Annotated in this window: 20 protein-coding genes and 1 riboswitch; of the genes, 10 read left to right on the top strand and 10 right to left on the bottom strand. The window is 64.2% G+C overall.

Translation table 11 applies throughout. The annotated features are described in order from the left end of the window. Positions 1-12: 12 nt before the first annotated feature. Positions 13-208: riboswitch (cobalamin riboswitch) on the top strand. A gap of 90 nt (positions 209-298) precedes the next feature. From cobW to IFU31_RS00800, 4 genes are read left to right on the top strand one after another with little or no spacing between them, the layout of a single operon-like run. After that, a complete protein-coding gene (gene cobW, locus IFU31_RS00815; protein WP_192056078.1) occupies positions 299-1,363 on the top strand; it encodes a cobalamin biosynthesis protein CobW in 1,065 nt (354 codons plus the stop codon). 3 nt (positions 1,364-1,366) lie between these two features. Continuing rightward, on the top strand, positions 1,367-5,119 hold the full coding sequence (gene cobN, locus IFU31_RS00810; RefSeq protein WP_192102018.1) for a cobaltochelatase subunit CobN: 3,753 nt from the start codon (positions 1,367-1,369) through the stop codon (positions 5,117-5,119). A 13-nt stretch (positions 5,120-5,132) separates the two neighbouring features. Continuing rightward, the gene (locus tag IFU31_RS00805) at positions 5,133-6,137 is read left to right on the top strand and encodes an ATP-binding protein (RefSeq protein WP_192102017.1); all 1,005 of its coding nucleotides are present in this window, start codon (positions 5,133-5,135) and stop codon (positions 6,135-6,137) included. Beyond that, the gene (locus IFU31_RS00800) at positions 6,062-6,793 is read left to right on the top strand and encodes a VWA domain-containing protein (RefSeq protein ID WP_192102016.1); all 732 of its coding nucleotides are present in this window, start codon (positions 6,062-6,064) and stop codon (positions 6,791-6,793) included. Before IFU31_RS00805 ends, IFU31_RS00800 begins: the two co-directional genes overlap by 76 nt. A 2-nt stretch (positions 6,794-6,795) precedes the next feature. On the opposite strand, the gene IFU31_RS00795 is transcribed toward IFU31_RS00800, so the two are convergent. Beyond that, entirely contained in the window at positions 6,796-7,488 is a 693-nt protein-coding gene (locus tag IFU31_RS00795) for a DUF421 domain-containing protein (protein WP_122478126.1), read from the bottom strand. A gap of 211 nt (positions 7,489-7,699) precedes the next feature. Between IFU31_RS00795 and IFU31_RS00790 the strand changes: the two genes are divergently transcribed. Further along, the gene (locus IFU31_RS00790) at positions 7,700-8,629 is read left to right on the top strand and encodes a sigma 54-interacting transcriptional regulator (protein ID WP_192056073.1); all 930 of its coding nucleotides are present in this window, start codon (positions 7,700-7,702) and stop codon (positions 8,627-8,629) included. Between the two features lie 6 nt (positions 8,630-8,635). Here IFU31_RS00790 and IFU31_RS00785 read toward each other — a convergent pair whose 3' ends face one another. Together IFU31_RS00785 and pnuC are read right to left on the bottom strand one after the other, a co-directional pair. Next, entirely contained in the window at positions 8,636-9,163 is a 528-nt protein-coding gene (locus IFU31_RS00785) for an AAA family ATPase (RefSeq protein WP_192102015.1), read from the bottom strand. After that, positions 9,160-9,723 carry a nicotinamide riboside transporter PnuC gene (gene pnuC / locus IFU31_RS00780; RefSeq protein ID WP_192057097.1) on the bottom strand — a complete coding sequence of 188 codons (564 nt, stop codon included), beginning with the start codon at positions 9,721-9,723 and terminating at the stop codon, positions 9,160-9,162. Before pnuC ends, IFU31_RS00785 begins: the two co-directional genes overlap by 4 nt. Before the next feature lie 242 nt (positions 9,724-9,965). On the opposite strand from pnuC, the gene IFU31_RS00775 reads away from it, so the two are divergent. After that, positions 9,966-10,796 carry an undecaprenyl-diphosphate phosphatase gene (locus IFU31_RS00775; RefSeq protein ID WP_122478277.1) on the top strand — a complete coding sequence of 277 codons (831 nt, stop codon included), beginning with the start codon at positions 9,966-9,968 and terminating at the stop codon, positions 10,794-10,796. Beyond that, positions 10,783-11,226 carry a DUF1294 domain-containing protein gene (locus tag IFU31_RS00770; RefSeq protein WP_446731010.1) on the top strand — a complete coding sequence of 148 codons (444 nt, stop codon included), beginning with the start codon at positions 10,783-10,785 and terminating at the stop codon, positions 11,224-11,226. Before IFU31_RS00775 ends, IFU31_RS00770 begins: the two co-directional genes overlap by 14 nt. 23 nt (positions 11,227-11,249) lie before the next feature. On the opposite strand, the gene IFU31_RS00765 is transcribed toward IFU31_RS00770, so the two are convergent. Next, the gene (locus IFU31_RS00765; protein WP_192102014.1) at positions 11,250-12,011 is read right to left on the bottom strand and encodes an OBAP family protein; all 762 of its coding nucleotides are present in this window, start codon (positions 12,009-12,011) and stop codon (positions 11,250-11,252) included. Between the two features lie 246 nt (positions 12,012-12,257). On the opposite strand from IFU31_RS00765, the gene IFU31_RS00760 reads away from it, so the two are divergent. Further along, positions 12,258-13,295 carry an alpha/beta hydrolase family protein gene (locus tag IFU31_RS00760; RefSeq protein WP_192102013.1) on the top strand — a complete coding sequence of 346 codons (1,038 nt, stop codon included), beginning with the start codon at positions 12,258-12,260 and terminating at the stop codon, positions 13,293-13,295. Here IFU31_RS00760 and IFU31_RS00755 read toward each other — a convergent pair. From IFU31_RS00755 to IFU31_RS00735, 5 genes are all read right to left on the bottom strand, one after another. After that, positions 13,289-14,470, bottom strand: coding sequence for an MFS transporter (locus tag IFU31_RS00755; protein ID WP_192056063.1), 1,182 nt, complete (start codon positions 14,468-14,470; stop codon positions 13,289-13,291). The two genes, IFU31_RS00760 and IFU31_RS00755, sit on opposite strands and share 7 nt — an antisense overlap. A 244-nt stretch (positions 14,471-14,714) precedes the next feature. After that, positions 14,715-15,146, bottom strand: coding sequence for a DUF1810 domain-containing protein (locus IFU31_RS00750; RefSeq protein WP_192102012.1), 432 nt, complete (start codon positions 15,144-15,146; stop codon positions 14,715-14,717). A 74-nt stretch (positions 15,147-15,220) separates the two neighbouring features. Then, the gene (locus IFU31_RS00745) at positions 15,221-16,030 is read right to left on the bottom strand and encodes a DeoR/GlpR family DNA-binding transcription regulator (protein WP_185793350.1); all 810 of its coding nucleotides are present in this window, start codon (positions 16,028-16,030) and stop codon (positions 15,221-15,223) included. Between the two features lie 41 nt (positions 16,031-16,071). After that, complete coding sequence (locus tag IFU31_RS00740) at positions 16,072-17,421, bottom strand: GntT/GntP/DsdX family permease (protein WP_192102011.1); 1,350 nt, start codon at positions 17,419-17,421, stop codon at positions 16,072-16,074. A gap of 74 nt (positions 17,422-17,495) precedes the next feature. Beyond that, on the bottom strand, positions 17,496-18,869 hold the full coding sequence (locus tag IFU31_RS00735) for a homoserine dehydrogenase (RefSeq protein WP_192057092.1): 1,374 nt from the start codon (positions 18,867-18,869) through the stop codon (positions 17,496-17,498). A 241-nt stretch (positions 18,870-19,110) separates the two neighbouring features. Between IFU31_RS00735 and otnK the strand changes: the two genes are divergently transcribed. Then, a complete protein-coding gene (gene otnK / locus IFU31_RS00730) occupies positions 19,111-20,400 on the top strand; it encodes a 3-oxo-tetronate kinase (protein ID WP_192102010.1) in 1,290 nt (429 codons plus the stop codon). Then, a complete protein-coding gene (otnC, locus tag IFU31_RS00725) occupies positions 20,397-21,035 on the top strand; it encodes a 3-oxo-tetronate 4-phosphate decarboxylase (RefSeq protein WP_185793346.1) in 639 nt (212 codons plus the stop codon). The genes otnK and otnC overlap by 4 nt, the downstream gene beginning before the upstream one ends. 221 nt (positions 21,036-21,256) lie before the next feature. Here otnC and metH read toward each other — a convergent pair whose 3' ends face one another. Beyond that, positions 21,257-24,949, bottom strand: coding sequence for a methionine synthase (gene metH / locus IFU31_RS00720; protein ID WP_192102009.1), 3,693 nt, complete (start codon positions 24,947-24,949; stop codon positions 21,257-21,259). Positions 24,950-25,037: the final 88 nt, after the last annotated feature.

Below are 25,037 nucleotides of genomic sequence, written 5' to 3'. Positions count from 1 at the left end.
CCGTGCCCTGTGGTAGCCTTGCGCGTTCGAGGTTCTCTGCCCAGCAGAGCTAAGACGGGAACGCGGTCCAAGCCGCGGCTGCCCCCGCAACTGTAAGCGATGAAGGCTGCGCCAAGGCCACTGCGAACGCTCGCGGGAAGGCGCCGCAGCCTGGGCCAGAATGGCCGGCATCGCGAGCCAGGAGACCTGCCTCGACTGTTCTTTCCTATTCAACCGGGCGGGGTGATCCGGTGACGAATGCTGGCGCCTGCCGTTGCGGCGCTCGTCTCGTGCCCTGCCGCGCAATCAGGGCGACCCGATGAAAACGCTGTCCAAACTACCCGTCACCATCGTCACCGGCTTTCTCGGCTCGGGCAAGACCACCTTGCTGCGCCATATGCTCGACAACGCGCAGGGCCGACGCATCGCCGTGATCGTCAACGAATTCGGCGAGCTGGGCATCGACGGCGAGATCCTCAAGCAGTGCACCATCGGCTGTACCGAAGAAGAAGCCAATGGCCGGGTCTACGAGCTGGCCAACGGCTGCCTGTGCTGCACCGTGCAGGAAGAGTTCTTCCCGGTCATGCGCGAGCTGGTGGCACGGCGCGCCGACCTCGATCACATCCTCATCGAAACCAGCGGCCTGGCCTTGCCCAAGCCGCTGGTCCAGGCCTTCCAATGGCCGGAAATCCGCAGCGCCTGCACGGTCGATGCGGTCATCACCGTGGTCGACAGCCCGGCCGTGGCGGCGGGTACCTTCGCAGCCTTCCCCGAGCAGGTCGATGCCCAGCGCAAGCTCGATCCCAACCTGGACCATGAATCGCCGCTGCACGAGCTGTTCGCCGACCAGTTGGCCAGCGCCGATCTGGTCATTCTGAACAAGGCCGACCTGATCGACGCAGACGCCCTGGCTGCGGTGCGCGCCGAGGTCGCCGAGGAACTGCCGGCGGCAGTGAAGGTGGTCGAGGCCAGCAGTGGCCGTTTGCCGCTGGCGGTACTGCTGGGCCTGGGCGCAGAGTCCGAGCAACACATCGACGGCCGCAAGACCCACCACGACCACCATGAAGGCGACGACCACGACGAGCACGATCACGACGCCTTCGATTCGATCTCCATCGAGCTGCCGCAGGCCGAAGAAGCCAAGCTGCTGCAGGCGCTCAACGCTGCCGTGGTCCAACACGGCATCCTGCGCGTCAAGGGCTTCGCGGCCATTCCGGGCAAGCCGATGCGCCTGCTGATCCAGGGCGTGGGCACGCGTTTCGACAAGCACTTCGATCGTGCCTGGGGCGCAGACGAAGTGCGCAGCACGCGCCTGGTGCTGATCGGTCAGGAACTGGATGCAGCGTCGCTGCAAGCGCAACTGCGCGCCGCGCTGGAAGCCTGACCGATGCACCTGCTGAGGACCCAACCCGGCGGCTTCGTGCCGGACGACAGCATCGCCGACCTCGGCCAGACGCCCGCCGAACTGGTCATCCTCTGCAGCGGCGATTCGCACCTGGCCTTGCTGGCCGAGGCCAGCGAGCGTCTGCCGGCCGACTACCCGAGCCTGCGCCTGGCCAACCCCATGCAGGTGCAGAATCATTCTTCGGTCGACCTCTACGTCGACCAGGTGCTGCGCCACGCCAAGGTCATTCTGATTTCCCTGCACGGCGGCATCGGCTACTGGCGCTACGGCGTCGAGCAGTTGATGCAGCTGGCCGAGCGGGGCGTGCAGGTCATCCTGGTGCCAGGCTGCGATCGCCCCGATCCCGAACTGGCCGAGCGCTGTACGGTGCCTGCCGAGCAAGCCGACCGCCTGTGGCAGTACCTGCGCCAGGGCGGCATGGAAAACGCACGCAACCTGTACGGCTACCTCGGCAATACCTGGTTCGGACGCACCGAACCGTGCGAAGCGCCTCAGACGCTGCCGCGCACGGTCATCTACCATCCGACGCAACAAACCGCCGACCTGGCCCACTGGCAGACGCAGTGGCAAGCGCAATGGCCTGTGGTGCCGTTGCTGTTCTATCGCTCGCACCTGCAGGCGGCCAACACCGGTTTCGTCGACACCTTCTGTGCCAGGCTGCAGGCGGCCGGGCTCAATCCGTTGCCGATCGCCGTGGCCAGCCTCAAGGAAGCTGCATGCCTGGCGCAGGTGCAGGACTGGATGGACGAGGCGGGCGCCGCGATCATTCTCAACACCACCGGCTTTGCCCAGTCCAGCCCGGAAGCACCGCACCTGCGGCCGTTTCGCCGTGACATTCCGGTGATCCAGGCCATCTGCGCGCAGGACAACCAGGCATTGTGGCAGGCGAGCGAGCAGGGTCTGGGCGCGCGCGACCTGGCCATGCACATTGCCTTGCCGGAGCTGGACGGGCGCATCATCAGCCGGGCCATCAGCTTCAAGGACCTGGCCTGGCACAACGAGCGCAGCCAGAGCGATGTGGTGTGCTACACGGCGCATGTCGAGCGCATGGATTTCGTCGCCGAACTGGCGCGCAAATGGGCCGCTTTGGCGCGTCTGCCCAATGCCGACAAGCGTGTCGCCCTGGTGCTGGCGAACTATCCGACCCGCGATGGCCGAATCGGCAACGGCGTCGGCCTCGACACTCCGGCTGCGGCGCTGAACATCCTGCGCGCGATGCAGCAGCAGGGCTATCCGGTGGCCGATCTACCCGACAGCGGTACGGCGCTGATTCACCTGCTGCTCGGCGGCGTGACCAACGATCTGGAGCAACTGGACCTGCGCCCCTGTGCCCAGAGCATGGCGCTGGACGACTACCTCGCCGCCTTCGCCTTGCTGCCGGCGGCCAATCAGACCGCCGTGCGCGAGCGCTGGGGCGAGCCAGGTGCCGACCCCATGTGCCGTAACGGCCGCATGATGATCGCCGGTCTGCGCATGGGCCTGACCTTCGTCGGCATCCAGCCGGCGCGGGGTTACCAGGTGGACGTCAGCGCGGTCTACCACGACCCCGATCTGGTGCCGCCCCATGGTTACCTGGCGTTCTATTTCTGGCTGCGCCACACCTACGGCGCCGATGCACTGATCCACGTGGGCAAGCACGGCAACCTGGAATGGCTGCCGGGCAAGGGCGTCGGGCTGTCCGAGCAGTGCTGGCCCGATGCGGTACTGGGGCCGATGCCGAATATCTACCCGTTCATCGTCAACGATCCGGGTGAGGGCGCCCAGGCCAAGCGGCGCACCCAGGCGGTGATCATCGACCACCTGATGCCGCCGCTGACCCGCGCCGAGACCTACGGGCCGCTGCGCGATCTGGAACTGTTGGCCGACGAGTACTACGACGCGCAGATGCTCGATCCGCGCCGCGCCCAGGCCCTGGAACAGGACATTCTGGCGCTGGTGCGCGAAACCCGCATCGATCACGAGCTGCAGATGGCCGAGGGTGCCGAAGCGGCGGTGTGGCTGCCGCGCCTGGACACCTATCTGTGCGACCTCAAAGAGTCGCAGATACGCGATGGGCTGCACGTGTTCGGCGAGTCGCCCCAGGGTCGCCTGCGTGCCGATACCCTGCTGGCACTGCTGCGCATTCCTCGAGGCGACGGCCGCGGCGCCCAGGCCAGTGTGCTGCGAGCATTGGCCAAGGCTTTCGAACTGGGTTTCGATCCGCTCGACTGCGACCTCGGCGCACCCTGGGACGGACCACGGCCGACTGCCCTGGCCGCGATCAGCGAGGAGCCCTGGCGCAGTGCCGGCGACAGCCGCGAACGGCTCGAACTGTATGCCGCCCAGCTGATCGAGCAGGCCTTGAACGGTCCGCTGGAACTGGGCGAAGGCTGGAGCGACGTGCAACTCATCCTGGGCCACCTGTGCGACACCGTGGCACCGCGTCTCGATGCCTGCGGACCGGCGGAAATGCACGGCCTGCTCAGCGCATTGTCGGGCCGTTTCGTGCCCGCCGGGCCGAGCGGGGCACCCAGCCGCGGGCGCCTCGACGTGTTGCCCACCGGGCGCAACTTCTTTTCCGTGGACGTGCGCAACCTGCCGACCACCACTGCCTGGCGCATCGGCTTCGCCTCCGCCAACCTGATTCTCGAGCGGCACCTGCAGGATCATGGCGATCACCTGCGCCAGCTGGGCCTGTCGGTCTGGGGCACGGCGACCATGCGTACCGGCGGCGACGACATCGCCCAGGCCATGGCGCTGATGGGTGTGCGCCCGGTGTGGGCCACCGGCAGCCAGCGGGTGGACGATTTCGAGATTCTGCCATTGAGCCTGCTTGATCGCCCGCGGGTGGACGTGACCCTGCGGGTGTCCGGGTTCTTTCGTGATGCCTTTGCCAACCTGTTGCGCCTGTTCGATGCGGCCGTACAGGCCGTGGCGGCGCTCGACGAGCCCGACGATCTCAACCCGCTGGCAGCCAAGGTCCGTGCCGAACAGGCGCAGCTGCTGGCCGAGGGCGTACCGGCCGAGCAGGCCGCCCGCGAGGCAGGCTGGCGTATCTTCGGCGCCAAGCCCGGTGCCTATGGCGCCGGGGTGCAAGGGGCCATAGACGGCCGCCTGTGGCAGACCCGCGAAGACCTGGCCGAGGCCTACCTGAACTGGGGCGCCTATGCCTACGGTGCGGACGACGAGGGGACTGCCGCACGCGCACCTTTCGCCCGGCGCCTGGGGCAGGTCCAGGCCGTGCTGCAGAACCAGGACAACCGCGAGCACGACCTGCTCGATTCCAACGATTACTACCAGTTCCAAGGCGGTATGCTGGCCGCTGCGGAAACCTTGAGTGGCCAGAACACCGCCAGTTATCACGGCGACCACAGCCAGCCAGACGTGCCGCGCGTGCGTACCCTGAAAGAAGAGCTCAACCGCGTGGTGCGCGCCCGCGCGGCCAATCCGAAGTGGATCGAAGGGGTCAAGCGGCACGGCTACAAGGGCGCGTTCGAACTGGCCGCGACGGTCGACAACCTGTTTGCCTTCGATGCGACCACGCACCTGATCGACGATCACCAGTACGCGTTGCTCACCGACGCCTACCTGCTGGATCCTTCCACCCGCAGTTTTCTGCAGGAGCACAATCCGGCGGCGCTGCGCGACATGGCCGAACGTCTGCTCGAGGCTCAGCAGCGAGGCCTGTGGGCTGAACCGGGCGACTACCGACAAGCCGTGGAAGACCTGCTGCTGGATACCGAAGAAGATGCCTGAAGAGATCCCTGCAATGACCGACACCCTGCACTTTCCCCTGGCCGCCGTCGTCGCCGCCGATTCGCTGAAACTGGCGTTGTGTCTGGCCGCTATCGATCCGCGCATCGGTGGCGTGTTGATCGAAGGGCCACGGGGCATGGCCAAGAGCACCCTGGCGCGCGGGCTGGCCGATCTGCTCGCCGGTGGCCAGTTGGTGACCTTGCCGCTGGGTGCCAGCGAGGACCGCCTGGTCGGCACGCTCGACCTGGAAGCGGCGCTGGGCGAAGGGCGGGCACGCTTCTCGCCAGGCGTGCTGGCCAAGGCCGACGGTGGCGTGCTGTACGTGGATGAGGTGAACCTGCTCGCCGATCACCTGGTCGACCTGTTGCTAGACGTCGCTGCCAGCGGCGTCAACCGCATCGAGCGCGATGGCATCTCCCACGCCCATCCGGCGCGCTTCGTGCTCATCGGTACGATGAACCCCGAGGAAGGCGAGTTGCGTCCGCAGCTGCTCGACCGCTTCGGCTTCAACGTTGCCCTGGATGGCCAGCCCGCGCCGGCCGAACGCAGCCAGATCATTCGCCGCCGTCTGGCATTCGACAGCGACCCCCAGGCGTTCTGCGCGCAGTGGGCTGCCGCGCAGGCGGCGCTGCGGCTGCGTTGCCAACAGGCGCGGGAGCGTCTCGAGTCGATTCCGCTGAGCGACCAGGCGCTTGAATCGATCACCACCCGTTGCTTCGCCGAAGGCGTGGACGGCCTGCGCGCCGACCTGGTCTGGCTGCGCGCGGCGCGCGCTCATGCTGCCTGGCGCGGCGGCGACGCTATCCTCGACGAAGACGTCGACGCGGTTGCCGAGTTCGCCCTGCGCCATCGCCGCCAGACGAACCGGCCGCCAGAGTCCAGCGCGACACCACCTCCGCCCGCTGCCAGCGCTGAGCAACCCTCCGACCCCGGTCAAGGCCAGTGGGGCGACATGCCGGCGCAGGCCGTTCCGGTGGGCGAACGGCGCACGGTGCCGAGCTGGCCAAAAAAGCCCTGAGCATCCGTCCGCGCCCGGCGGATGCTCGGCCCGGCAAGGGCAACCTCGAACAAGGGCGGCAAGGCGCGGCGCGCGCGGCATCGGCCGGCAAGGTCGACTGGCCGGCTACCCTGCTGCAGGGGCGGCCGCGTCAACGTGACGACCTGCGCTGGCAACAGCGTCGCAATGCCGCCCAGCAGCTATGGCTGGTGGTGGTGGATGCATCGGCTTCGACGCGCCGGCACGGTGCCCTGGCCGAGGCCAAAGGCGTACTGGCACAGGTGTTCGACGACGCCTACCGGCAACGCGCCCGGCTGGCGCTGCTCACCGCCAGCGGCACCGGGCCGGCCTGGCAATGCCACGGTTTGAAGGCTTCGGCGGCATTGCAGCCCTGGCTGGCCGAGCTGGGCGCAGGCGGCGGCACGCCACTGCTGGCAGCACTGGACCAGGCTCGCGAATGGCTGCAACAGCGCGCACGCCAGCACCCCCAGGAAGCACAACGCTGCCTGGTGTTCACCGACGGGCGTCTGAAGTCACTGGAAGGCGCGTTGCCAATGGCCTGTCCGGCATTGCTGGTGGACATGGAGAAGGGCCCGATCCGGCTGGGTCGCGCCCGCGCTCTGGCCGCGGCGCTGAACGCCGAGTACCAGCATCTGGACGACTTGCCGCGGCGGTAGCCTCAGGCCGCCCGTGGATTGCAGAGCGCCTTGCTCCACACCGGATTGTCGCAACGCGGGCAGGGCAGCGCCTGCTGGTGAACCAGGGTTTCCAGGTGGCCGCAATACTCGCAGGCATACAGGTCCTCGCGATCGGCCGTGGTCAGCGACTCCCGATGCTCGGGCGGGAGGATCGACAGTCCCGGCTTTACATCCTCGCGTTCGTGGAAGTACAGGCTGACGTCACCATTCACCTCGAGGATACCCAGCCGCACCTGGCCCAGGTGCTCGACGCCGCGAAGGCGCAGTTCCATCAGGAACTCGGCGTGAGTGATGTTGCCGCTCTGCAGCGCCTTGAGCTCGAACACACCGTCGCGAATGATCAGAAACGGCTTGCCCTCCAACCATTCGCCGAAGCGGCCGCTGCGCTCGGTCAAAAAGGTGGTGAGGCGATACAAGATGATCATCGCCAGGAACACCACCAGCACGGGCAATACGGGTACGTCCTCGTAGAAGGTCACATCGCCAGCCGCCGAGCCCAGGGTCAGGATCACCACCAGCTCGAACAGCGACAGCTGGCGCACCCCGCGCCGTCCGGCGATTTTCAGAAACAGGAAGACCACCACATAGGCCATGAGCGTACGCGCGACCACCTCGCCCAGAAACCCCGTGTTGACATCACCCAGCAGCACACGGTGCCAATCGAACGCGTTCATGCTCATCCTTGCCGATACCGAAAAACGGCGATTGTACACCGGCGTCGCGCGGGGTCCGCGAGACGTATCGCTGACGCGCCAATGTCGCGCGACGACGCTCCATGACCAGCCCGGAGGGGTTAAACGTCAATTTTCCGTTACCGTTTTGGCACAACTTGCAAGCCGCTGTTTTTGATGTATTTTCTCGAACACGTCCCAGCAAGGAAAGGCCATGCCTGTGAATTCGAACGCCTACCCCTGCGAGCCTTGCGGACTGTTGGGCGATAGTCAGCCCATGCGCGACTTGTACAAGCTCATCAACAAATTCTCGACCACCGATTCCCCGGTCTTGATCCGGGGTGAAGCGGGTACCGGCAAGCAGTTGATCGCCCGCGCACTGCACCAGCAGTCTGCGCGCCGACTGCAGCCCTTCATCGTCTTCGACTGCCAGGCCCGTGCCCACCGCCCGGGCCAGACGCCACTCTTCGCGCCTGGCTGTGGCGAGACCAATGTGCACCCGTTGTCCGGCAGCGTGCTGCAGGCCGCCCATCGCGGTACCTTGCTGCTCGAGCAGGTACATGGCTTGCCGCTGGACATCCAGGAGCAACTGCTGCGGTTTCTGCAGCGCAAGGGCTCAGGCGAGGTGGACGTGCGCGTGGTGGCCACCAGCGACAGCGACCTGGCAGGCGCCATGCGCAAGGGGCAGCTGCGTGAAGATCTTTACTACCGGCTCAACGTGCTGGAGATCGTCGCGGTACCGTTGCGCGAACGCTATGGCGACCTGGCCATGCTGGCCAATCATTTCGCCCAACGCTACAGCCGCGAGAACGGTCGGCGCCATCGCCCGTTCAGCCAGGAGGCACTGATCGCCATGGGCGAGCATGACTGGCCGGGCAATGTCCGCGAGTTGTCCACCCGGGTTCGCCAGGCCCAGGCACTGGCCCACGGCAACCAGATCGAAGCCGGGGACCTGGGGCTGGGCACCGAAACCCTGGTCGCTGCGCCTTTGGGGACGCTGCAGGATTACAAGCACCGCGCCGAGCGTCAGGCGCTGGGCGACGTGCTGCTGCGCCATGGCGGCAACCTGAGCACGGCGGCCAGGGTGCTTGGCGTGTCACGCCCGACGCTGTATCGCCTGCTGCACAAACACCACATGCGCTGACGCACGCTAGGGTTGATCCAGAACATGCCGAATGCTCGCCAGCACCTGTGTTTCACGCGCTTGCCAATCTCCGCTGATGACGGTGCAAGGCAGCGCGTGGGCCAGCAGCCAGGCCCGGCTTTGGGCAAAGAAGGCCTGGCGCTGGGACAGCTCGGGTTGACAGCGCTGGCCATCGGCAGTCCATTCCACGCCCTCTGGCGAGAGCAGCAAATGCGCGTCGTAGTGCCGTTGCAGCAGCGCCGTTTCCAGCCACGCCGGGCAGTTGCCGAACAAGGTCTTACTCCAGAGCATATTGCTCAGCAAGTGGGTGTCGAGCACCAGCAACGCCGGTTGCGCGCGGCGGGCGGCATCTTCCCAGGCCAATTGGCCGCGAGCGATGGCGTCGATGTCGGCGTAGCAGGTATCACGCTGTTCGCGGTCGATGAAGTGGCGCACGTATTCGCCCACCACCACCGCACCCAGTTGCACCCGCATGCGTTCGGCCAGCCAGCTCTTGCCCGACGATTCGGGCCCGCACAGCACCACGACCTTCATGCGGCCACCGCCACGCTCTTGCGCCACTGGTGCCAGCCATGAATGGCCAGCAGCAGGAACAGTGCGTACAACCCTGCCGTCAGGTACAGCGCCTGATGCACGAACAAGCCGACGAAAATCGCATCGAGGACGATCCACAGCGGCCAGCACTGCTCGCGCTTGGTGGCCATCCACCACTGTGCGACCAGGCTGAAGCCGGTCAGCAGGGCGTCCAGCCACGGCTGGCTGGCGTCGCTCCAGGTGGCCATCGCCGCTCCCAGCGCAAGCCCTGCAACCAGGCCGATGAGCAAACCGCCGAGCAGCGGCGCTGGTGCCAGGCGCGTGACCGGTCGACCATTGGCCGTCGATGCACCACGGGTCCAGTGCCACCACCCGTACACCTGCACGCCCGCGTACACCACCTGCAACAGCATGTTGGAGTACAGCTTGTAGTCATAAAACACATACGAATAGATCAGTACCATGACCAGGCCGATCGGCCAGCACAGCCAATTCTGCTTGACGGTCAACCACACCGCAATCACGCCCAGCGTGGCGGCGAACAATTCCAAAGGCGACATGGACAATCCCTGGCAGGTGCATGCAATGCATCGAAGGCCGGGATTGTAACCTGCGCCACACTCGCGGCGCGCGTTGCGTGCCGTGGACCTGCCGTAAAGATGAAACTTCAACTCAATCAACGCTCGACGGCCCCGGCATGCGGATTTGCACGACCTGCTCTGATAGCATCGCGGGGCCCGACGGCAATGAGTTCTATTAAACAGACAGGACCGCGCCAGGCGCGCGTCCAATTGGGGGAATGATGGATTTTTGGACCGCCATGCAGGCGTTGATTCTGGGCATCGTGGAAGGCTTGACCGAGTTCCTGCCCATCTCCAGCACGGGCCACCAGATCATCGTGGCCGACCTGATCGGCTTCGGAGGCGAGCGGGCGATGGCTTTCAATATCATCATCCAGCTGGGTGCGATACTGGCCGTGGTGTGGGAGTTCCGCCGCAAGATCCTCGAAGTCGTCACCGGCTTGCCGACCCAGCGCAATGCGCAGCGCTTCACCATCAACCTGCTGATCGGCTTTCTGCCTGCAGTGGTGCTGGGGGTGATATTCGCCGACAAGATCCACGAATACCTGTTCAACCCCATCACCGTGGCCGTGGCGCTGGTGCTTGGCGGCTTCGTCATGCTCTGGGCCGAGAAGCGCGAACATGCCGTGCGGGTTCACCACGTCGATGACATGCACTGGAGCGATGCGCTCAAGGTCGGCTTTGCCCAATGCCTGGCGATGATTCCCGGCACTTCGCGCTCTGGCTCGACCATCATCGGCGGCCTGCTGTTCGGTCTGTCGCGCAAGACGGCCACCGAGTTCTCGTTTTTCCTGGCCATGCCGACCATGGTCGGCGCCGCGGTGTACTCCGGCTACAAGTTTCACCATCTGTTTCAGCCAGCGGACTTCCCGGTGTTTGCGCTGGGCTTCGTAGTCTCGTTCATCTTCGCGATGATCGCAGTGCGCGGCCTGCTCAAGTTCATCGCCACCCATAGCTACGCGGTGTTCGCCTGGTACCGCATCGCCTTCGGCCTGATCATCCTGGCCACCTGGCAGTTCGGCTGGATCGACTGGTCCAGTGCGCAGGGCTGAACCGGCGTCGCGCCGGGCGCCGTCACCGCTGCGCGGCGGGCAGCAGCGTCCCGTGCGATTCCTGGCGCTGAAACTTACGGCCTTCATCCTGCTGTGCCTGTTGCCGTTCCTGGGCGTATTGCGCCTGGCACTGGCCGGGCACCCGGCGCTGCTGGCAGTCTATGCCCTGATGAGTCTGCTTGCGGCCGGGTTGTACTGGCATGACAAGCGCCGCGCCACGGTGCAGGGCCAGCGCATTCCGGAAAGACTGCTGCACGGCGTCGAGCTGCTTGGCGGCTGGCCGGGTGCGCTGCTCGCCCAGCAACTGTTCCGGCACAAGACGCGCAAGGTGTCCTATCAACTGGTGTTCTGGCTGATCGTCGCGCTTCACCAGGCGTTCTGGTTCGATCAGGTCATTTTTGCCGGACAGCACCTGGGTATCACGTTCTGACGCCACGGCCTGCACTTGCAGGCTCAATGCGCGTGACGACTGCCGGTGGGGTCCTGGATCTGGATGACGCGACCCTTGCTCCAAGCGTCGGCGCCTGGGTCTATCGCCGGCGCGGGAATATCGGCGCGGGCCGCTTTCTTGCTGTCGCTGTCGACACCAAAGCGTTTGTCGCGCTCGCGCACCAGCGCCGGATCGATCCGCCCATCAGCGGTGAAACCCATCATCAGTTGCGGTACGCCCAAGGGCAGCTGCTTGTCCAGATCGGTGTGCCAGGTATGCCAGGTCTTGCCGTAGGTGTTCACCAGTTTTTCCATCAGGGCATGTTCGGCCGGCGCGGGAATGCCCGGCGCTATCAGTTGGCCAGACTTCACTTCGTGGACGTGGCTGTGCCACAACGCTTTCTCGGCCGTGGGCAGTTTGGCGAAGAGCCCGGCGCTGATGATGTATTCGACGCCCATCAGTTTTGCATCCTTGACGTTACCGTCATAAATGACGCACTGAATCACTTCTTCATTGAGGATGGCGCAATAGTGATGGGCTTCCATCTGCGCGCCGGGGTGTCCATTGTAGAAGTGAAAGCCGTCCAGGTAGGCGTTCAACTCATCGATGGGTGGGCGCGACTGCAGCGCGTTGGCGCCAGCGTCCAGGGTCTTGGTCAGCGCCGTGGCCGGCACGCCGGGCGCGTCCACCTTGGATGCGCTGTTATTGCCGGCGCAGCCCGCGATGGCGAGGGCGGCAAGGCACGTCAACGAGGTGCGCGTGGCAAGGGCCTTTCGAGTGTTCATGCTGGAATCCTTTTCATGGGGGCGAAGCGCAGCCAAGGCTTTGTGAGCGATGGCCGGCAACACTTCAGGGGCACCTTCATAGAGCCGGACCACGGACGAGGGTTCAGCCGATCAGACCCTGGTTGCGGTCAGTGGAGGGTTTTCAGCCGCGCCTGCGTAATATTTCACGGAACCGGCGTGTGACTTGGCCCATCCTATGCTGTGTCAGAACCTACCCCCAAGGTTTTGCCAAGGAAGAGCGCCGCGATGGTCCGTCGTTGTGCAGTATTGGTTTTTCTGCTGCTGTTGAGCCTGTTTTCGGTGCAGGCTCAAGCGCTTCCCCATGCCCGCTGGAACGTGGGTTATCACCTGCTGACCTTCAACGACCCGCTCGACGACCAGCCCATGCAAGCCTATGCCTTCTACCCCACCCAGGGACGTACGCATCCGGCGCGATTGGGCGGCTACAGCATCGACGCGCAGCAGGATGCCCCGATCGCCATCGGTCGCTTCCCGCTGCTGATGCTGTCCCACGGCAACACCGGCACCCCCTTGGCCTTGCACGATCTGATCACTGCACTGACGCGCAAGGGCTTCGTGGTGGTGGCGGTGGTCCATCCGGGTGACAACGCCCAGGATCACAGCCGTTTGGGCAAGCTCAGCAATCTGTACGGGCGGCCACTGCAGATCTCCCAGGCGATCAGCGCAGCGTTGGGCGATTCGATGTTGTCGCCTTTCGTCAATGCCAACGCGGTTGGGGTGATCGGCTATTCCGCAGGTGGCGAGACGGCATTGATCCTCTCCGGCGCGCGCCCCGACCTGCAGCGCTTGCGCAAGTACTGCGAAGAGCGGCCCTACGACGCCGATGCCTGCCAGACCCGTGGTGAACTGGAAGCCGACCGCGACGACCTGAACCCCGAAGCCGACCCACGGGTACGCGCGCTGTTGTTGATGGCGCCGTTGAGCCTGATGTTCGGTCGCCAGACCCTGGCTGAAGTCCATTTGCCAACCCTGATCTACAGCGGCGACAACGATCAATTGGTGGCCATCGACAAGAATGCCGAGGCGCTGGCGCGCAAGCTGCCGGGAAACACGGACTATCGACTGCTCCCCGGCGCCGGTCACTTTGTGTTCATGGCGCCATGCACGGACGAGCAACGTGACGCTTCGCCGGCCCTGTGTACCGATGCCGACGGCGTGGACCGTGAAGGTATCCACCGCGACCTGATCCACGAAGCCGGCAAGTTCTTCACTCACACCCTGGGTCGGCCTTCACGCGCGGGCCTGCAGACCGCCGATCACTGATCCTGGCGCGACAGCCACGCAGTGAGCCCCAGTGCCGCGAGGGACAGCCCGGCGGCCAGAGCGAAAATCGATCCATAGCCGAACCCGGCCGCTACTGCGCCCATCACCGGTCCGGCAATCGCCAGGGCCAGATCGAAGAACACCGCGAAGGCGCTCAAGCCTGCACCGCGGCTGGTGCCCGGTACCTTGTGGATGGCCAGCACCCCCAGCGCAGGATAGACCAGCGACAACCCCAAGCCGGCCAGCGCTGCACCCGCGAGCGTGAAGGTCGGCGAGGGCGCCAGCCAGAGCAGGCTCAACCCGACCACCTCCGTGGCGATACAGGCCATGGCCACCGTCGAACCGCCCAGGTGATTGATGCTGTTGATGAACACCAGGCGCGCCGCGATGAAGCTGATGCCGAAGGCGGTCAGGCACCAGGCCGCGCCTTCCCAGCCGCGCTCCACGTAGTAGAGGGTGATGAACGTGGTGAGGGTGCCGTAGCCGATCGACGCCAGCATCAGGCTCATCCCGTGCGGTGCGACCCGGCCGAAGGCCGCCCAGAACGGCATGCGTTCGCCACGCACCACGGGCGCGGCAGGCGTATCGTGGATCATCCACAGCGCCAGCGCGCTCAATAGCATCAGGGCGATGCCCAAGGTCCAGAAGCCGGCGAACCCCACCATCAGCACGCCCAGCGGCGCGCCGATGGCGATTGCGCCATAGGAGGCGATGCCATTCCAGGAAATCACCTTGGCCATGTGCTCGGCGCCGACGCGGCTGATGCCCCAGCTGCTGGTGCCCACGCCGATCGCACCCTGGGACAGGCCGAGGACCACACGCCCGGCGATCAACACCCCCAGGCTCCACTGCGGCGCGCTGTGCAGGAACACGGATACGAAGGTCAGCGCGCCACTGATACCGATACCGATCAAGCCGTAGACGATGGTGCGTTTGGTGCCCAGGGCATCGGCCATACGCCCGGCACTCGGGCGGCTGAGCAGGGTGGCCAGGTACTGCGCGCCGATCACCACGCCAGCCGCTACGGCGCTGAAGCCCAGCTGATCGTGAACGTAACCCGGCAACACGGCAATCGGCAGCCCGATGGAGATGAAGGCAATGAAGGTGTAGAAGACGATGGAGATGATTTGCAGGTTGATGGACGACGAAGGGGTAGGGTGGGCAGACTCGGTCATGGGCTCGTTCGCAGGCGTGCGCTTGAGGTCCCCTCGGACAGGGAACGTTGGTTAAAGCAAAGCAGGCTATCGATTATTTGCAACTCTTCGACACAACGCGACGCTGCTACAACCACAACGCAAGCCGCGTCATCGGAGATGGCGCGGCTTGCACGAATCCCTGTAGCAGCGGCGCAAGCCGCGTCCGGGTTCGCCGCGCTGCGTCTGGCACACCACACTGGCCATGACGCGGCTCGCGCCGCTGCTACAGGGGCTGTTCCAGCAGCGCAACGGTTTTCTCGTCGGGCTCACCGTTGAAGAACCGGTCGAGCACTTGCTGGAAGCACGCCTGCTCAGGTGCGACGCTGGCAAACAAGGTCATGCATGAACGCAGTTTCATATCATCGGGACTGCCGAACATGGCTGTCACGCTCTTGCCCGAATGCTCGAGCACGGTCCGTGTGCACTCCAGAAGCCGAGCGCCCAGTAACGGATCGTGCAGATAGGCCACTGCTTCGGCAGCGCCGCTGATCGCATAGAAACGCGCCGTCTCGCTCCGCCCCAGGCCCGCCAGTTGGGGAAAGACGAACCACATCCAGTGAGTGCGCTTGCGGCCGCTGCGCAATTCTTCGAGGACATCGGAGTACACCGCGCGTTGGGCGTCGATGAAGCGGTTCAGATCGAAGGTGTCGTTCATGGCAGGTACTTCCCGCAGGAATTGTGTGCAATTGTGGCCGCTGTCAGGCAGTGGAGTTCCATCTACCCGTATCGTCACTCTTGGGCCAACAGTACTTCCACGCCCAGCTTGCGGATCGCCTCGGCTGCCACGTCAGTCAACTCGCTGTCGCTGATGACCACATCGAACTGCTCGAGCCCGGCGATCTTGTACATCCCGAACGTACCGTATTTGGAACTGCTGGTGATGAGCACCCGCTGAGACGCCGACTGCATCGCCACCTGCTTGACCTCGACCTTGAGCGCCGAAGGCGTGGTGATGCCCCGTTGCAGGTCCCAGGAACTGGTGGACATGAATGCAATATCGGTCGCCAGCTGGCGCAATGTGGCCACTGCCAAACCACCCACGCACGAGCGGTTGGGATGGTCGAGCAGGCCGCCGGTATGAATCACGTCCACATGTAGCGCTTCGGCCAGAGCATGAACGATGCCGAAGTCGTTGGTCACCACGGTCATGCCCGAGAGGGCCGCGATATGCGGAACAACCTCCAGTGTGCTAGTGCCAGCATCCAGATACACCGTCATGTCATCGTGTAACAAACCTGCGGCGAGCCTTGCCATCGCCTGTTTCTGCGGCTGCTCGGCGACCGCCTTGGACTGATGGCTGGGTTCGCTGTGCAACTGGCTGGCAATGCGCACGCCACCGGGCACCGAGTAGGCGCGGCCTTCCTGCTCCAACACACTGATATCGCGGCGCACGGTCATGTGCGAGCAATCGAACATTTCCGTCAGTTGGTGCACGCTGAGCACCTGGTGCTTGCGCAACTGGCGCAGGATCTGTTCCCGGCGCTGGTCGGGAATCATCGGTGCGGCGCCAGTGATGGCGAGGTCCTCGTCGGTGGGCATTCAGGCTCCGGGGCGTGCAGGCAGATGGTCAGGCGGCCATCTTAGCGAATCACCGCTTCGATCAATAGAACGCCGATCAAACCGATCACTGATTGCAGGCACAGCATCAGGGTCCAGGTGCGGAAGGTCTGAGCCACACTGAGTTGGAAGTACTCCTTGAACAGCCAGAAACCCGAGTCATTGACGTGGGAGAGCATCACGGCACCCGAGGCGGTGGCCAGTACCAACAGCTCCGGTGACAGGCCCGGATAGGCTAGTGCCAGGGGCGCGACGATCCCGGTGGCAGCGACGGTGGCGACTGTCGCAGAACCGACGCAGATGCGCAGCAGTGCCGCGATACCCCAGCTTAGAATCAGCGGATTGACCGCCCAGCCAGAAGCATGGTGAGTGATCAGTGCATCCAGGTGAATGGTAGTGAGCATTTCCTTGAAGCCACCGCCAGCGCCCAGAATCATCACGATCGCGCCCAGCGGTGCCAGGCCCTGGCTGGCCATCTTCTGCACCTGGCCCAGGTTGAACCCGGCACGCAGGCCCAAGGCGAAGAAGGCAAAGATGACCGCGATCAACAACGACAGGATCGGGTTGTTCAGGGCGTTGAATACCCCGTAGGCCATCGAGCCCTTGAAGCTGAAGGCCAAGCCCAGGGTGCCGACCAGCATCAGGCCGGGCGGCAGCAGCACGGCGATGATCGATGACAGCAGCGACACCTGGTTTTGATCCGGGCTGACTTCCCGCGCGCCCACTGGGCCTGCGCTGAGGTCGGGCGCCGGGCCGAACCAGGGGCTGATCAGGCGGGTGAAGATCGGGCCGCAGATGATCGCCGTGGGCACGGCGATCAGCAGGCCATAAAAGATGGTCAGTCCGGTATTGGCATGGAACGCTGCGACCGCCAGCGTCGGGGCCGGGTGCGGCGGCAGCAGACCGTGAGACACGTACAGGCCGGCGGCCAGGGGCAGACCTATGTAAAGCAGATGGCTATTGGTGCGCTTTGCCACCGTATAGACCAGCGGGGCCAGCATGATGAAGCTGACGTCGAACAGGTGCGGCATGCCGATCAGCAACGCGGCGGCGCAGATCGCCCAGGGCGCGTACTGCACCGGACGCTGGCCGATAAAGGCATTGGCGATGCGGTCGGCGCCGCCCGAGCCCAGCAGGATACCGCCCAGCAGCGTACCCAGGCCGATCACCGGGCCGGTCTTGGCCAGCGCCGAGCCGAAGCCCTTGGCGAAGCTGTCGATGGTCTCGCCGGCGCCCGCACCACTGAGCAGGCCAAGGCCGATCGCGGTAAGGGTCAGGGCCAGGAACGGGTTGAGCTTGAGCTTGGTGATGAGCAGGATCAACACCACGATGGCGCCGGCGGCCATCGCGAAAATCAGCAGTTCGCTATTCATGTTTTTATGGAACCTGTGAAGTGGACGTCGGTGCCCGTGTCGGGCACCGGTATCGGCTGAAAGCCGCTGTGCGATCAGGCCGATTGCAGGCCGGTCTGCCAGGCGCGGTGCAGTTCATCGTTGTACTGCCCGATGTCACTCATCAGCAGCAACTCGCCGGCTTTGATGTCCCGCGCGGCGGTGGCGTGGGCTGCCAGGTACAACGGAGCGATATCGTCGGGGGCATCCGAACGCCCGATCAGCACGGCCTGCACACCGGTGACGTCGTGGTGGTGGCCACCCATTTTCAGCACGGTGCCTGCGGCGATATCGATCGTGGCGCGTCCGGCCAGAATGGTCGACTGGCTCGGTTTGTCGGTGCCCGACGCACGTTTGTGCAGCACAGCGTTGAGCAGGGTGATCGGCGTTTCCACACCCATGAAGTGGTAGGGCAGGTACAGGCAGGCGTAGCGTCCGTTGCGGCTGACCACGTGGCCTTTCTGCGCGAGCAATTCCCAGGTCGGTTTGTCGTGGGTGCGGATGATCACGAACACACCCCCGGCAAAGCTCGCCTCGTCGGGTAGACGCAGCACGTTGAACACCTCGATCACGCCGCTGCGACCCAGCACACCACCGTCTTCGCGCAAGGCGTAGATGTCGGCCAGTTCGCTGGTACGAGCAATCGGGTAGTGCAGCAGTTCCACGTCCGGCACCAGGCCGGTGTTGGTAGCCACCACCGACATTTCGCAATAGTCGGCGGTGGCGGACGTCTTCAGGCCATTCAAGGCGGCGCGGCGTGCTGCAAGGGTGGCTGGAATGTCATCGCCCAGGCGCAGCAATTCGCCCATGGCTGGCGTGGAAATGGTGGTATCAAGCTGGGTGATGCTGCCGTCCTCGGGGTTGAACACCAGATCGTATTCACTGGACTTGCCCGCTGCGACGATGTCCAGCTTGAGCACACGCGCCCAGCTGACCCAGCCGATCAGGTTGGCCGGCTGATCGCCGTCGGCGGTGGTGTAGACCACATCGTGTTGTGCGGCAAGGCGGGACAGGGCGATACCCGCAACCGAGTCCACTTCCTTGCTGACCATGGCGACGTGACGACCGTCCTCGATGGCGCGCCGGGCGACCTGGTAGCCAATCGCGGGGTTGCCGGTGGCTTCCACCAGGATGTCGTAGCGGGCAGCCTGCAGCAGGGCGACGTCGGCGACCAGCACAATGGCATCGGACGGTGCGCTGGCAACCGCCGCCGCATCCTTGCAGATGTACAGCTGTTCTGCGGCAAAGCCTAGTTCGACGCACAACCCATGCAGGCCGGGCACGTCCAGGTCGCACAGAACGGCGGGGACCAGGTTGGGCATCAGTTGCGTCTGGGCCAGCAAGGTGCGCGAGAAACCACCCTTGGCGCCGGTGAGTGCGTAACGTACGGCCTGGCCGGCTTGTGCAGCGAACAGCAATTCGAAATTCATGGTTCGTCCTCGGTGAAGGGAAAATCGGCAGCGACCACCGGATGAACAATATTTGTTATGGATTCGTAGCTCCCGAGTGACAGCACGATAGTGCGGCTTTCACATTAAGGTCAATTTATTTAACATGGATTAACACTAAGCTTGCTTTCGCTTGTAGTATTGGGTCATTGAATCGCTCAGATGAACCAATAATTAACATGCGCCGTGCCCGCCACGGTGACCTGTGCAGGAGATGCCACTCATGACCGCTGTCCATCGCCCGCTGCTCGGCTGCATTGCCGACGACTTCACCGGTGCTACCGATCTCGCCAACATCCTGGTGCGCGGCGGCATGCGCACGGTGCAATCGATTGGCGTTCCAGACAGTGATCTGGCCGAGTTCGCCGAGGCGGATGCCATCGTCATTGCTCTAAAATCCCGTACCACGTCGGCGGCCAGCGCCGTAGCCGAATCGTTGCGGGCGCTGGCGTGGCTGCGCGAGCGTGGCTGCCAACAGTTCTTCTTCAAATACTGCTCGACGTTCGATTCGACCGCAGCGGGCAACATTGGCCCGGTCACCGAGGCACTCCTGGAAGCCCTCGGCAGCGATTTCACCATCGCCTGTCCGGCGTTCCCGGAGACCGGCCGCACCCTGTTCCGCGGTCATCTGTTCGTTCAGGACAGCCTGCTCAATGAATGCGGCATGCAGCACCACCCGCTCACACCGATGAAAGATGCCAACCTGGTCCGCGTGCTGGACGAGCAGACCACCGGCGCGGTGGGTCTGCTGCGCTACGACGTGGTTGGGCAGGGCGCCTCTGCGGTGGCCATGCGTATGGACGAACTGCGAGCCGAAGGCGTGCGCGTGGCCATTGCCGATGCCGTGAGTGACGACGATCTACAGACGCTGGGGCGTGCCTGCGCCGGGCTGGCGTTGATCACCGGCGGCTCGGGCGTCGCTCAGGGCCTGCCGGAGAACTTCCGCCGCCAGGGCCTGTTGCGCACAGGCGACGCATCCGCCATGCCGGTCATCGAAGGCCGTGCCGTGGTGTTGGCAGGCAGTACCTCCAAGGCTACCAACGGGCAGGTCGCTGCCTGGCTGGAAGCAGGTCGCCCGGCCTTTCGCATCGACCCACTTGCAATCGCACGAGGCGAACCGGTCGTAGCCCAGGCTGTAGCGTTCGCCGACCGTGACCAAGCGGTGCTGATCTACGCCACCAGCAGCCCCGAGCGAGTGGCTGCCGTGCAACGGGAGTTGGGTGCCGAACACGCAGGCGCCATGATCGAAGCGGCGCTGGGCGAGGTCGCGACACAACTGCAAGGCAAGGGCTGGCGCCGGTTCGTCATCGCGGGCGGGGAAACTTCCGGTTCGGTGGTGCAGGCGTTGCGCGTCAAAGGCTTGCGTATCGGCCGGCAGATCGATCCTGGCGTGCCGGCTACCGTAGCCTTTGGCGGCTCCAATGCGCTTGCGCTGACGCTCAAGTCAGGCAACTTTGGCAGCGTGGACTTTTTTGCCAAGGCGCTGGCTTGCCTGGCGGGAGATTTTTCGTGAGAAATGAAAACGACCTGCGCGAAGAAATCTGTGAAGTCGGCCTGAGCCTGTTCGGGCGTGGGTATACCGTCGGCAGCGCCGGCAACATCAGTGCACGCCTTGACGACGGTTGGCTGATCACTCCTACCGATGCTTGTCTCGGAAGGCTGCAGCCCCACGCCATTGCCAAGGTCACCACGGCGGGTGAATGGGTCAGCGGTGACAAACCTTCCAAGACCCTGGCCCTGCACCGGCAAGTTTACGACCGAAACCCAGGAGTCAACGGCGTGGTCCACACCCACTCCACTCATCTGGTGGCCCTCACTTTGGCTGGGGTGTGGAGCGCGCAGGACATCTTGCCGCCGCTCACGCCTTATCAGGTCATGAAGGTGGGCCGCATCCCGTTGATCCAGTACCAGCGTCCAGGCTCGCCCGACGTGGCGACGCAAGTTGCCGCACTGGCTGATCAGGTAAGGGGGGTCATGCTGGAACGGCTGGGCCCGGTTGTCTGGGAAAGCTCGGTGTCAAAGGCCAGCCATGCATTGGAAGAGCTGGAGGAAACCGCCCGGCTGTGGCTGATGACCGAGCCACGACCTGCGCCCTTGAGCCAGGCAGCCGTCGAAGAACTCAAGAGGGTGTTCGGTTGCGCCTGGTGAGGCATTGACCCTACTTGTGAAAAGGCCATCATTGGGCTTTACTGGAACCAGCGTCCTACAAAAATCACAAGAGACGAAGCTGATGAGCAATTCCGTGAAGATTCGCAAAAGCGACAGCCATGTCGATGCCTGGGCCATAGGCTTCATGATCGTTGTGATCGTGGCGACGGCGGTGTACTGGTTCAGTCGCGGCTGAACCCGTACCCGCCACGGAATCTGCGTTAGTTGTCATAACCCAGGTTCGGCGCCAGCCAGCGTTCGCTGACTGCCAGCTCCTGTTGCTTGCGTTCGGTGTAGGCCTGCACCTGATCGCGATCGACCTTGCCCACGGCAAAGTACTGCGCCTGTGGGTGGGCGAAGTACCAGCCGCTGACCGCAGCCGCGGGGAACATCGCGTAGTGCTCGGTCAGGGTCACGCCGCTTTGCCCGTTGTCATCGAGCAGGTCGAACAGCGTGCCTTTCTCGGTATGGTCCGGGCACGCGGGGTAGCCAGGGGCAGGGCGGATGCCTTTGTACTGCTCCTTGATCAACGCCTCGTTGTCCAGTGTCTCTTCGGGGTCGTAGCCCCAGTGCTCCTTGCGCACCTGCTGGTGCAGCCATTCGGCGCAGGCCTCGGCCAGGCGGTCGGCCAAGGCCTTGACCATGATCGAGTTGTAGTCGTCGCCGTTGTCCTGATAGGCCTTGGCGACTTCTTCGGCGCCGATGCCAGCGGTGGTAATGAAGCCCCCCACGTAGTCGGTCACGCCACTGTCCCTGGGTGCGACGAAGTCGGCCAGGGAAAAGTTCGGCTTGCCATCGGTCTTGATGGTCTGTTGGCGCAGGTGATGCAGGCGCGCCAGCGGCTGGCCATCGTCGCCATACACTTCGATATCGTCGTGTTCCACCTGGTTGGCGGGCCAGAAACCGAACACCGCGCGGGCGCGGATGAGTTTCTCGTCGATCAGCTTGCGCAGCATCACCTTCGCGTCCTCGAACAACGCGGTGGCCGCTTCACCCACCACCTCGTCGGTGAGAATGCGCGGGTACTTGCCGGCCAGGTCCCAGGATATGAAAAACGGTGTCCAGTCGATGTACTCGGCCAGTACGTTGAGGTCGATGTCATCCAGTACCCTGGCGCCGGTAAAGGTCGGCTGCACGGGGTGGTAGGTACTCCAGTCGAAGGTGGCCTTGGCCGCGATGGCGTTGGTATAGCTCAAGCGCTCGGTGCGCGCACTGCGGTTGGCCGTACGCTCGCGAACCTCGATGTATTCCAGGCGAGTCTTCTCGACGAACGCCGGCTTGAGTTCCTTGGACAGCAACTGGGTGGCAACCCCCACCGCCCGCGAGGCGTCGGTCACATAGATGACCGCGTCATTGCTGTACTTGGGCTCGATCTTCACCGCCGTGTGCGCCTTGGAGGTGGTGGCCCCACCGATCATCAGCGGCAGGTGGAAGTCTTGACGCTGCATTTCCCGGGCAACGTGAACCATCTCGTCGAGCGAAGGGGTGATCAGGCCGGACAGGCCGATGATGTCGCACTTCTGCTCGCGGGCGACCTGCAGGATCTTGTCGGCGGGTACCATGACGCCCAGGTCGACGATGTCGTAGCCATTGCAGCCCAGCACCACGCCAACGATGTTCTTGCCGATATCGTGGACGTCGCCTTTCACCGTGGCCATCAGGATCTTGCCCTTGGCTTCGGGCTTGTCGCCTTTCTCCAGCTCGATGAACGGAATCAGGTGGGCCACGGCCTGCTTCATCACGCGCGCCGACTTGACCACCTGGGGCAGGAACATCTTGCCCGAGCCGAACAGGTCGCCAACGATGTTCATGCCCGACATCAACGGGCCTTCGATGACCTCGATCGGGCGCTTGAACGACTGTCGCGACTCCTCGGTGTCTTCGACGATGTGCGTGGTGATGCCCTTGACCAACGCATGTTCCAGACGCTGGTTGACCGGCCAGCCGCGCCATTCTTCGGTCTCGGCTTCCTTGACGCTGCCGTCGCCCTTGAACTTGTCGGCGATGGCCAGCAGGGCGTCGGTGCCTTCCGGGGTGCGGTTGAGCACCACGTCCTCGACACGGTCACGCAGCTCGGCCGGGATCTGGTCATAGATCTCCAACTGGCCGGCGTTGACGATACCCATGGTCAGGCCGTTACGGATGGCATGCAGCAAGAACACCGAATGGATCGCCTCGCGCACCGGATTGTTGCCACGGAACGAGAACGACACGTTCGACACGCCGCCGCTGGTCAATGCATGGGGTAACTCGTCGCGGATGTAGGCGCAGGCATTGATGAAGTCGACGGCATAGTTGTTGTGTTCTTCGATGCCGGTGGCCACGGCAAAGATGTTCGGGTCGAAGATGATGTCTTCCGGGGGGAAGCCGACCTGGTCGACCAGAATGTCGTAGGAGCGCTTGCAGATTTCCTTCTTGCGCGCCTCGGTGTCGGCCTGGCCAGCCTCGTCGAAGGCCATGACCACCACCGCCGCGCCGTAGCGCTTGCACAGCTTGGCGTGATGGATGAAGGCCTCCACGCCTTCCTTCATGCTGATCGAGTTGACGATGCCCTTGCCCTGGATGCACTTGAGCCCGGCTTCGATCACTTCCCACTTGGAGGAGTCGATCATGATCGGCACCCGCGAGATGTCCGGCTCGCCAGCGATCAGGTTGAGGAAGGTGACCATCGCCTTCTGCGAGTCGAGCATGCCCTCGTCCATGTTGATGTCGATCACCTGCGCGCCGGCTTCCACCTGCTGCAGGGCGACTTCCAGGGCCTCGGTGTAGTTGTCCTCGCGGATCAGCCGGGCGAAGCGCGCGGAGCCGGTGATGTTGGTGCGCTCGCCGACGTTGACGAACAACGACTGGCGGTCGATGGTGAACGGCTCCAGACCCGACAACCGGCAGGCTTTGGGAATGTCCGGGATCGCCCGCGGCGCATAGCCGGCCACTGCCTTGGCGATGGCTTCGATATGCCCCGGCGTGGTACCGCAGCAGCCACCGACGATGTTGAGAAAGCCGCTCTGGGCAAACTCTTCGATGATCTTCGCGGTTTCCGAAGGCAACTCGTCGTATTCGCCAAAGGCGTTCGGCAAGCCCGCGTTGGGGTGCGCCGAAACGTAGGTCCCGGCCTTGTTCGACAGCTCTTCCAGGTAGGGGCGCAGCTCGCTGGCACCCAGCGCGCAGTTCAGGCCTACCGAGATCGGCCTGGCATGGCTTACCGAGTTCCAGAAGGCCTCGGTGGTCTGCCCGGACAGGGTGCGACCGGACGCATCGGTGATGGTCCCGGAAATCATGATCGGCAGCTCGAAGCCCAGTTCCTCGTACACCCCCTGCACGGCGAAGATCGCCGCCTTGGCGTTGAGGGTGTCGAAGATGGTCTCGATCAGGATCAGGTCGGCGCCGCCCTCGATCAGGCCTTTGGTGGCTTCGGTGTAGTTTTCCACCAGCTCGTCGAAGGTGACGTTGCGGTAGCCGGGGTTGTTGACATCGGGGGACAGCGAGCAGGTGCGACTGGTCGGGCCCAGCACGCCGGCGACGAAGCGCGGTTTGTCCGGGGTTTCCAGGGTCTTGGCGTCGGCGACGCGCCGGGCCACCCGCGCACCTTCAACGTTGAGCTCGTACACCAGCGACTCCATGCCATAGTCGGCCTGGGACACCTGGGTGGCATTGAAGGTGTTGGTTTCCAGAATGTCGGCGCCCGCGTCCAGGTAGGCCTTCTCGATGGCGGCGATCACATCCGGGCGGCTGAGCAGCAACAGGTCGTTGTTGCCCTTGACGTCGCTTGGCCAATCGGCGAAGCGCTCACCCCGATAATCCTCTTCCTCGAGCTTGTAGCTCTGGATCATCGTGCCCATGCCGCCGTCGAGAATCAGGATGCGCTCTTTGAGGGCTTGCTGGAGGGCTTGAAGGCGAGCACTGCGGTCGGACATGGGAACCACTCTTTCAGAAAATTCGGACACTGTGACAGGTGGCGGATGATAGCAAACCTGTGCGCTATTTGATCATCACAAGGATTGC

It is taken from the genome of Pseudomonas sp. CFBP 13602 (assembly GCF_014842725.1).
GTDB lineage: Bacteria > Pseudomonadota > Gammaproteobacteria > Pseudomonadales > Pseudomonadaceae > Aquipseudomonas > Aquipseudomonas baltica.
This window is presented reverse-complemented; position numbering and strand designations above follow the sequence as displayed.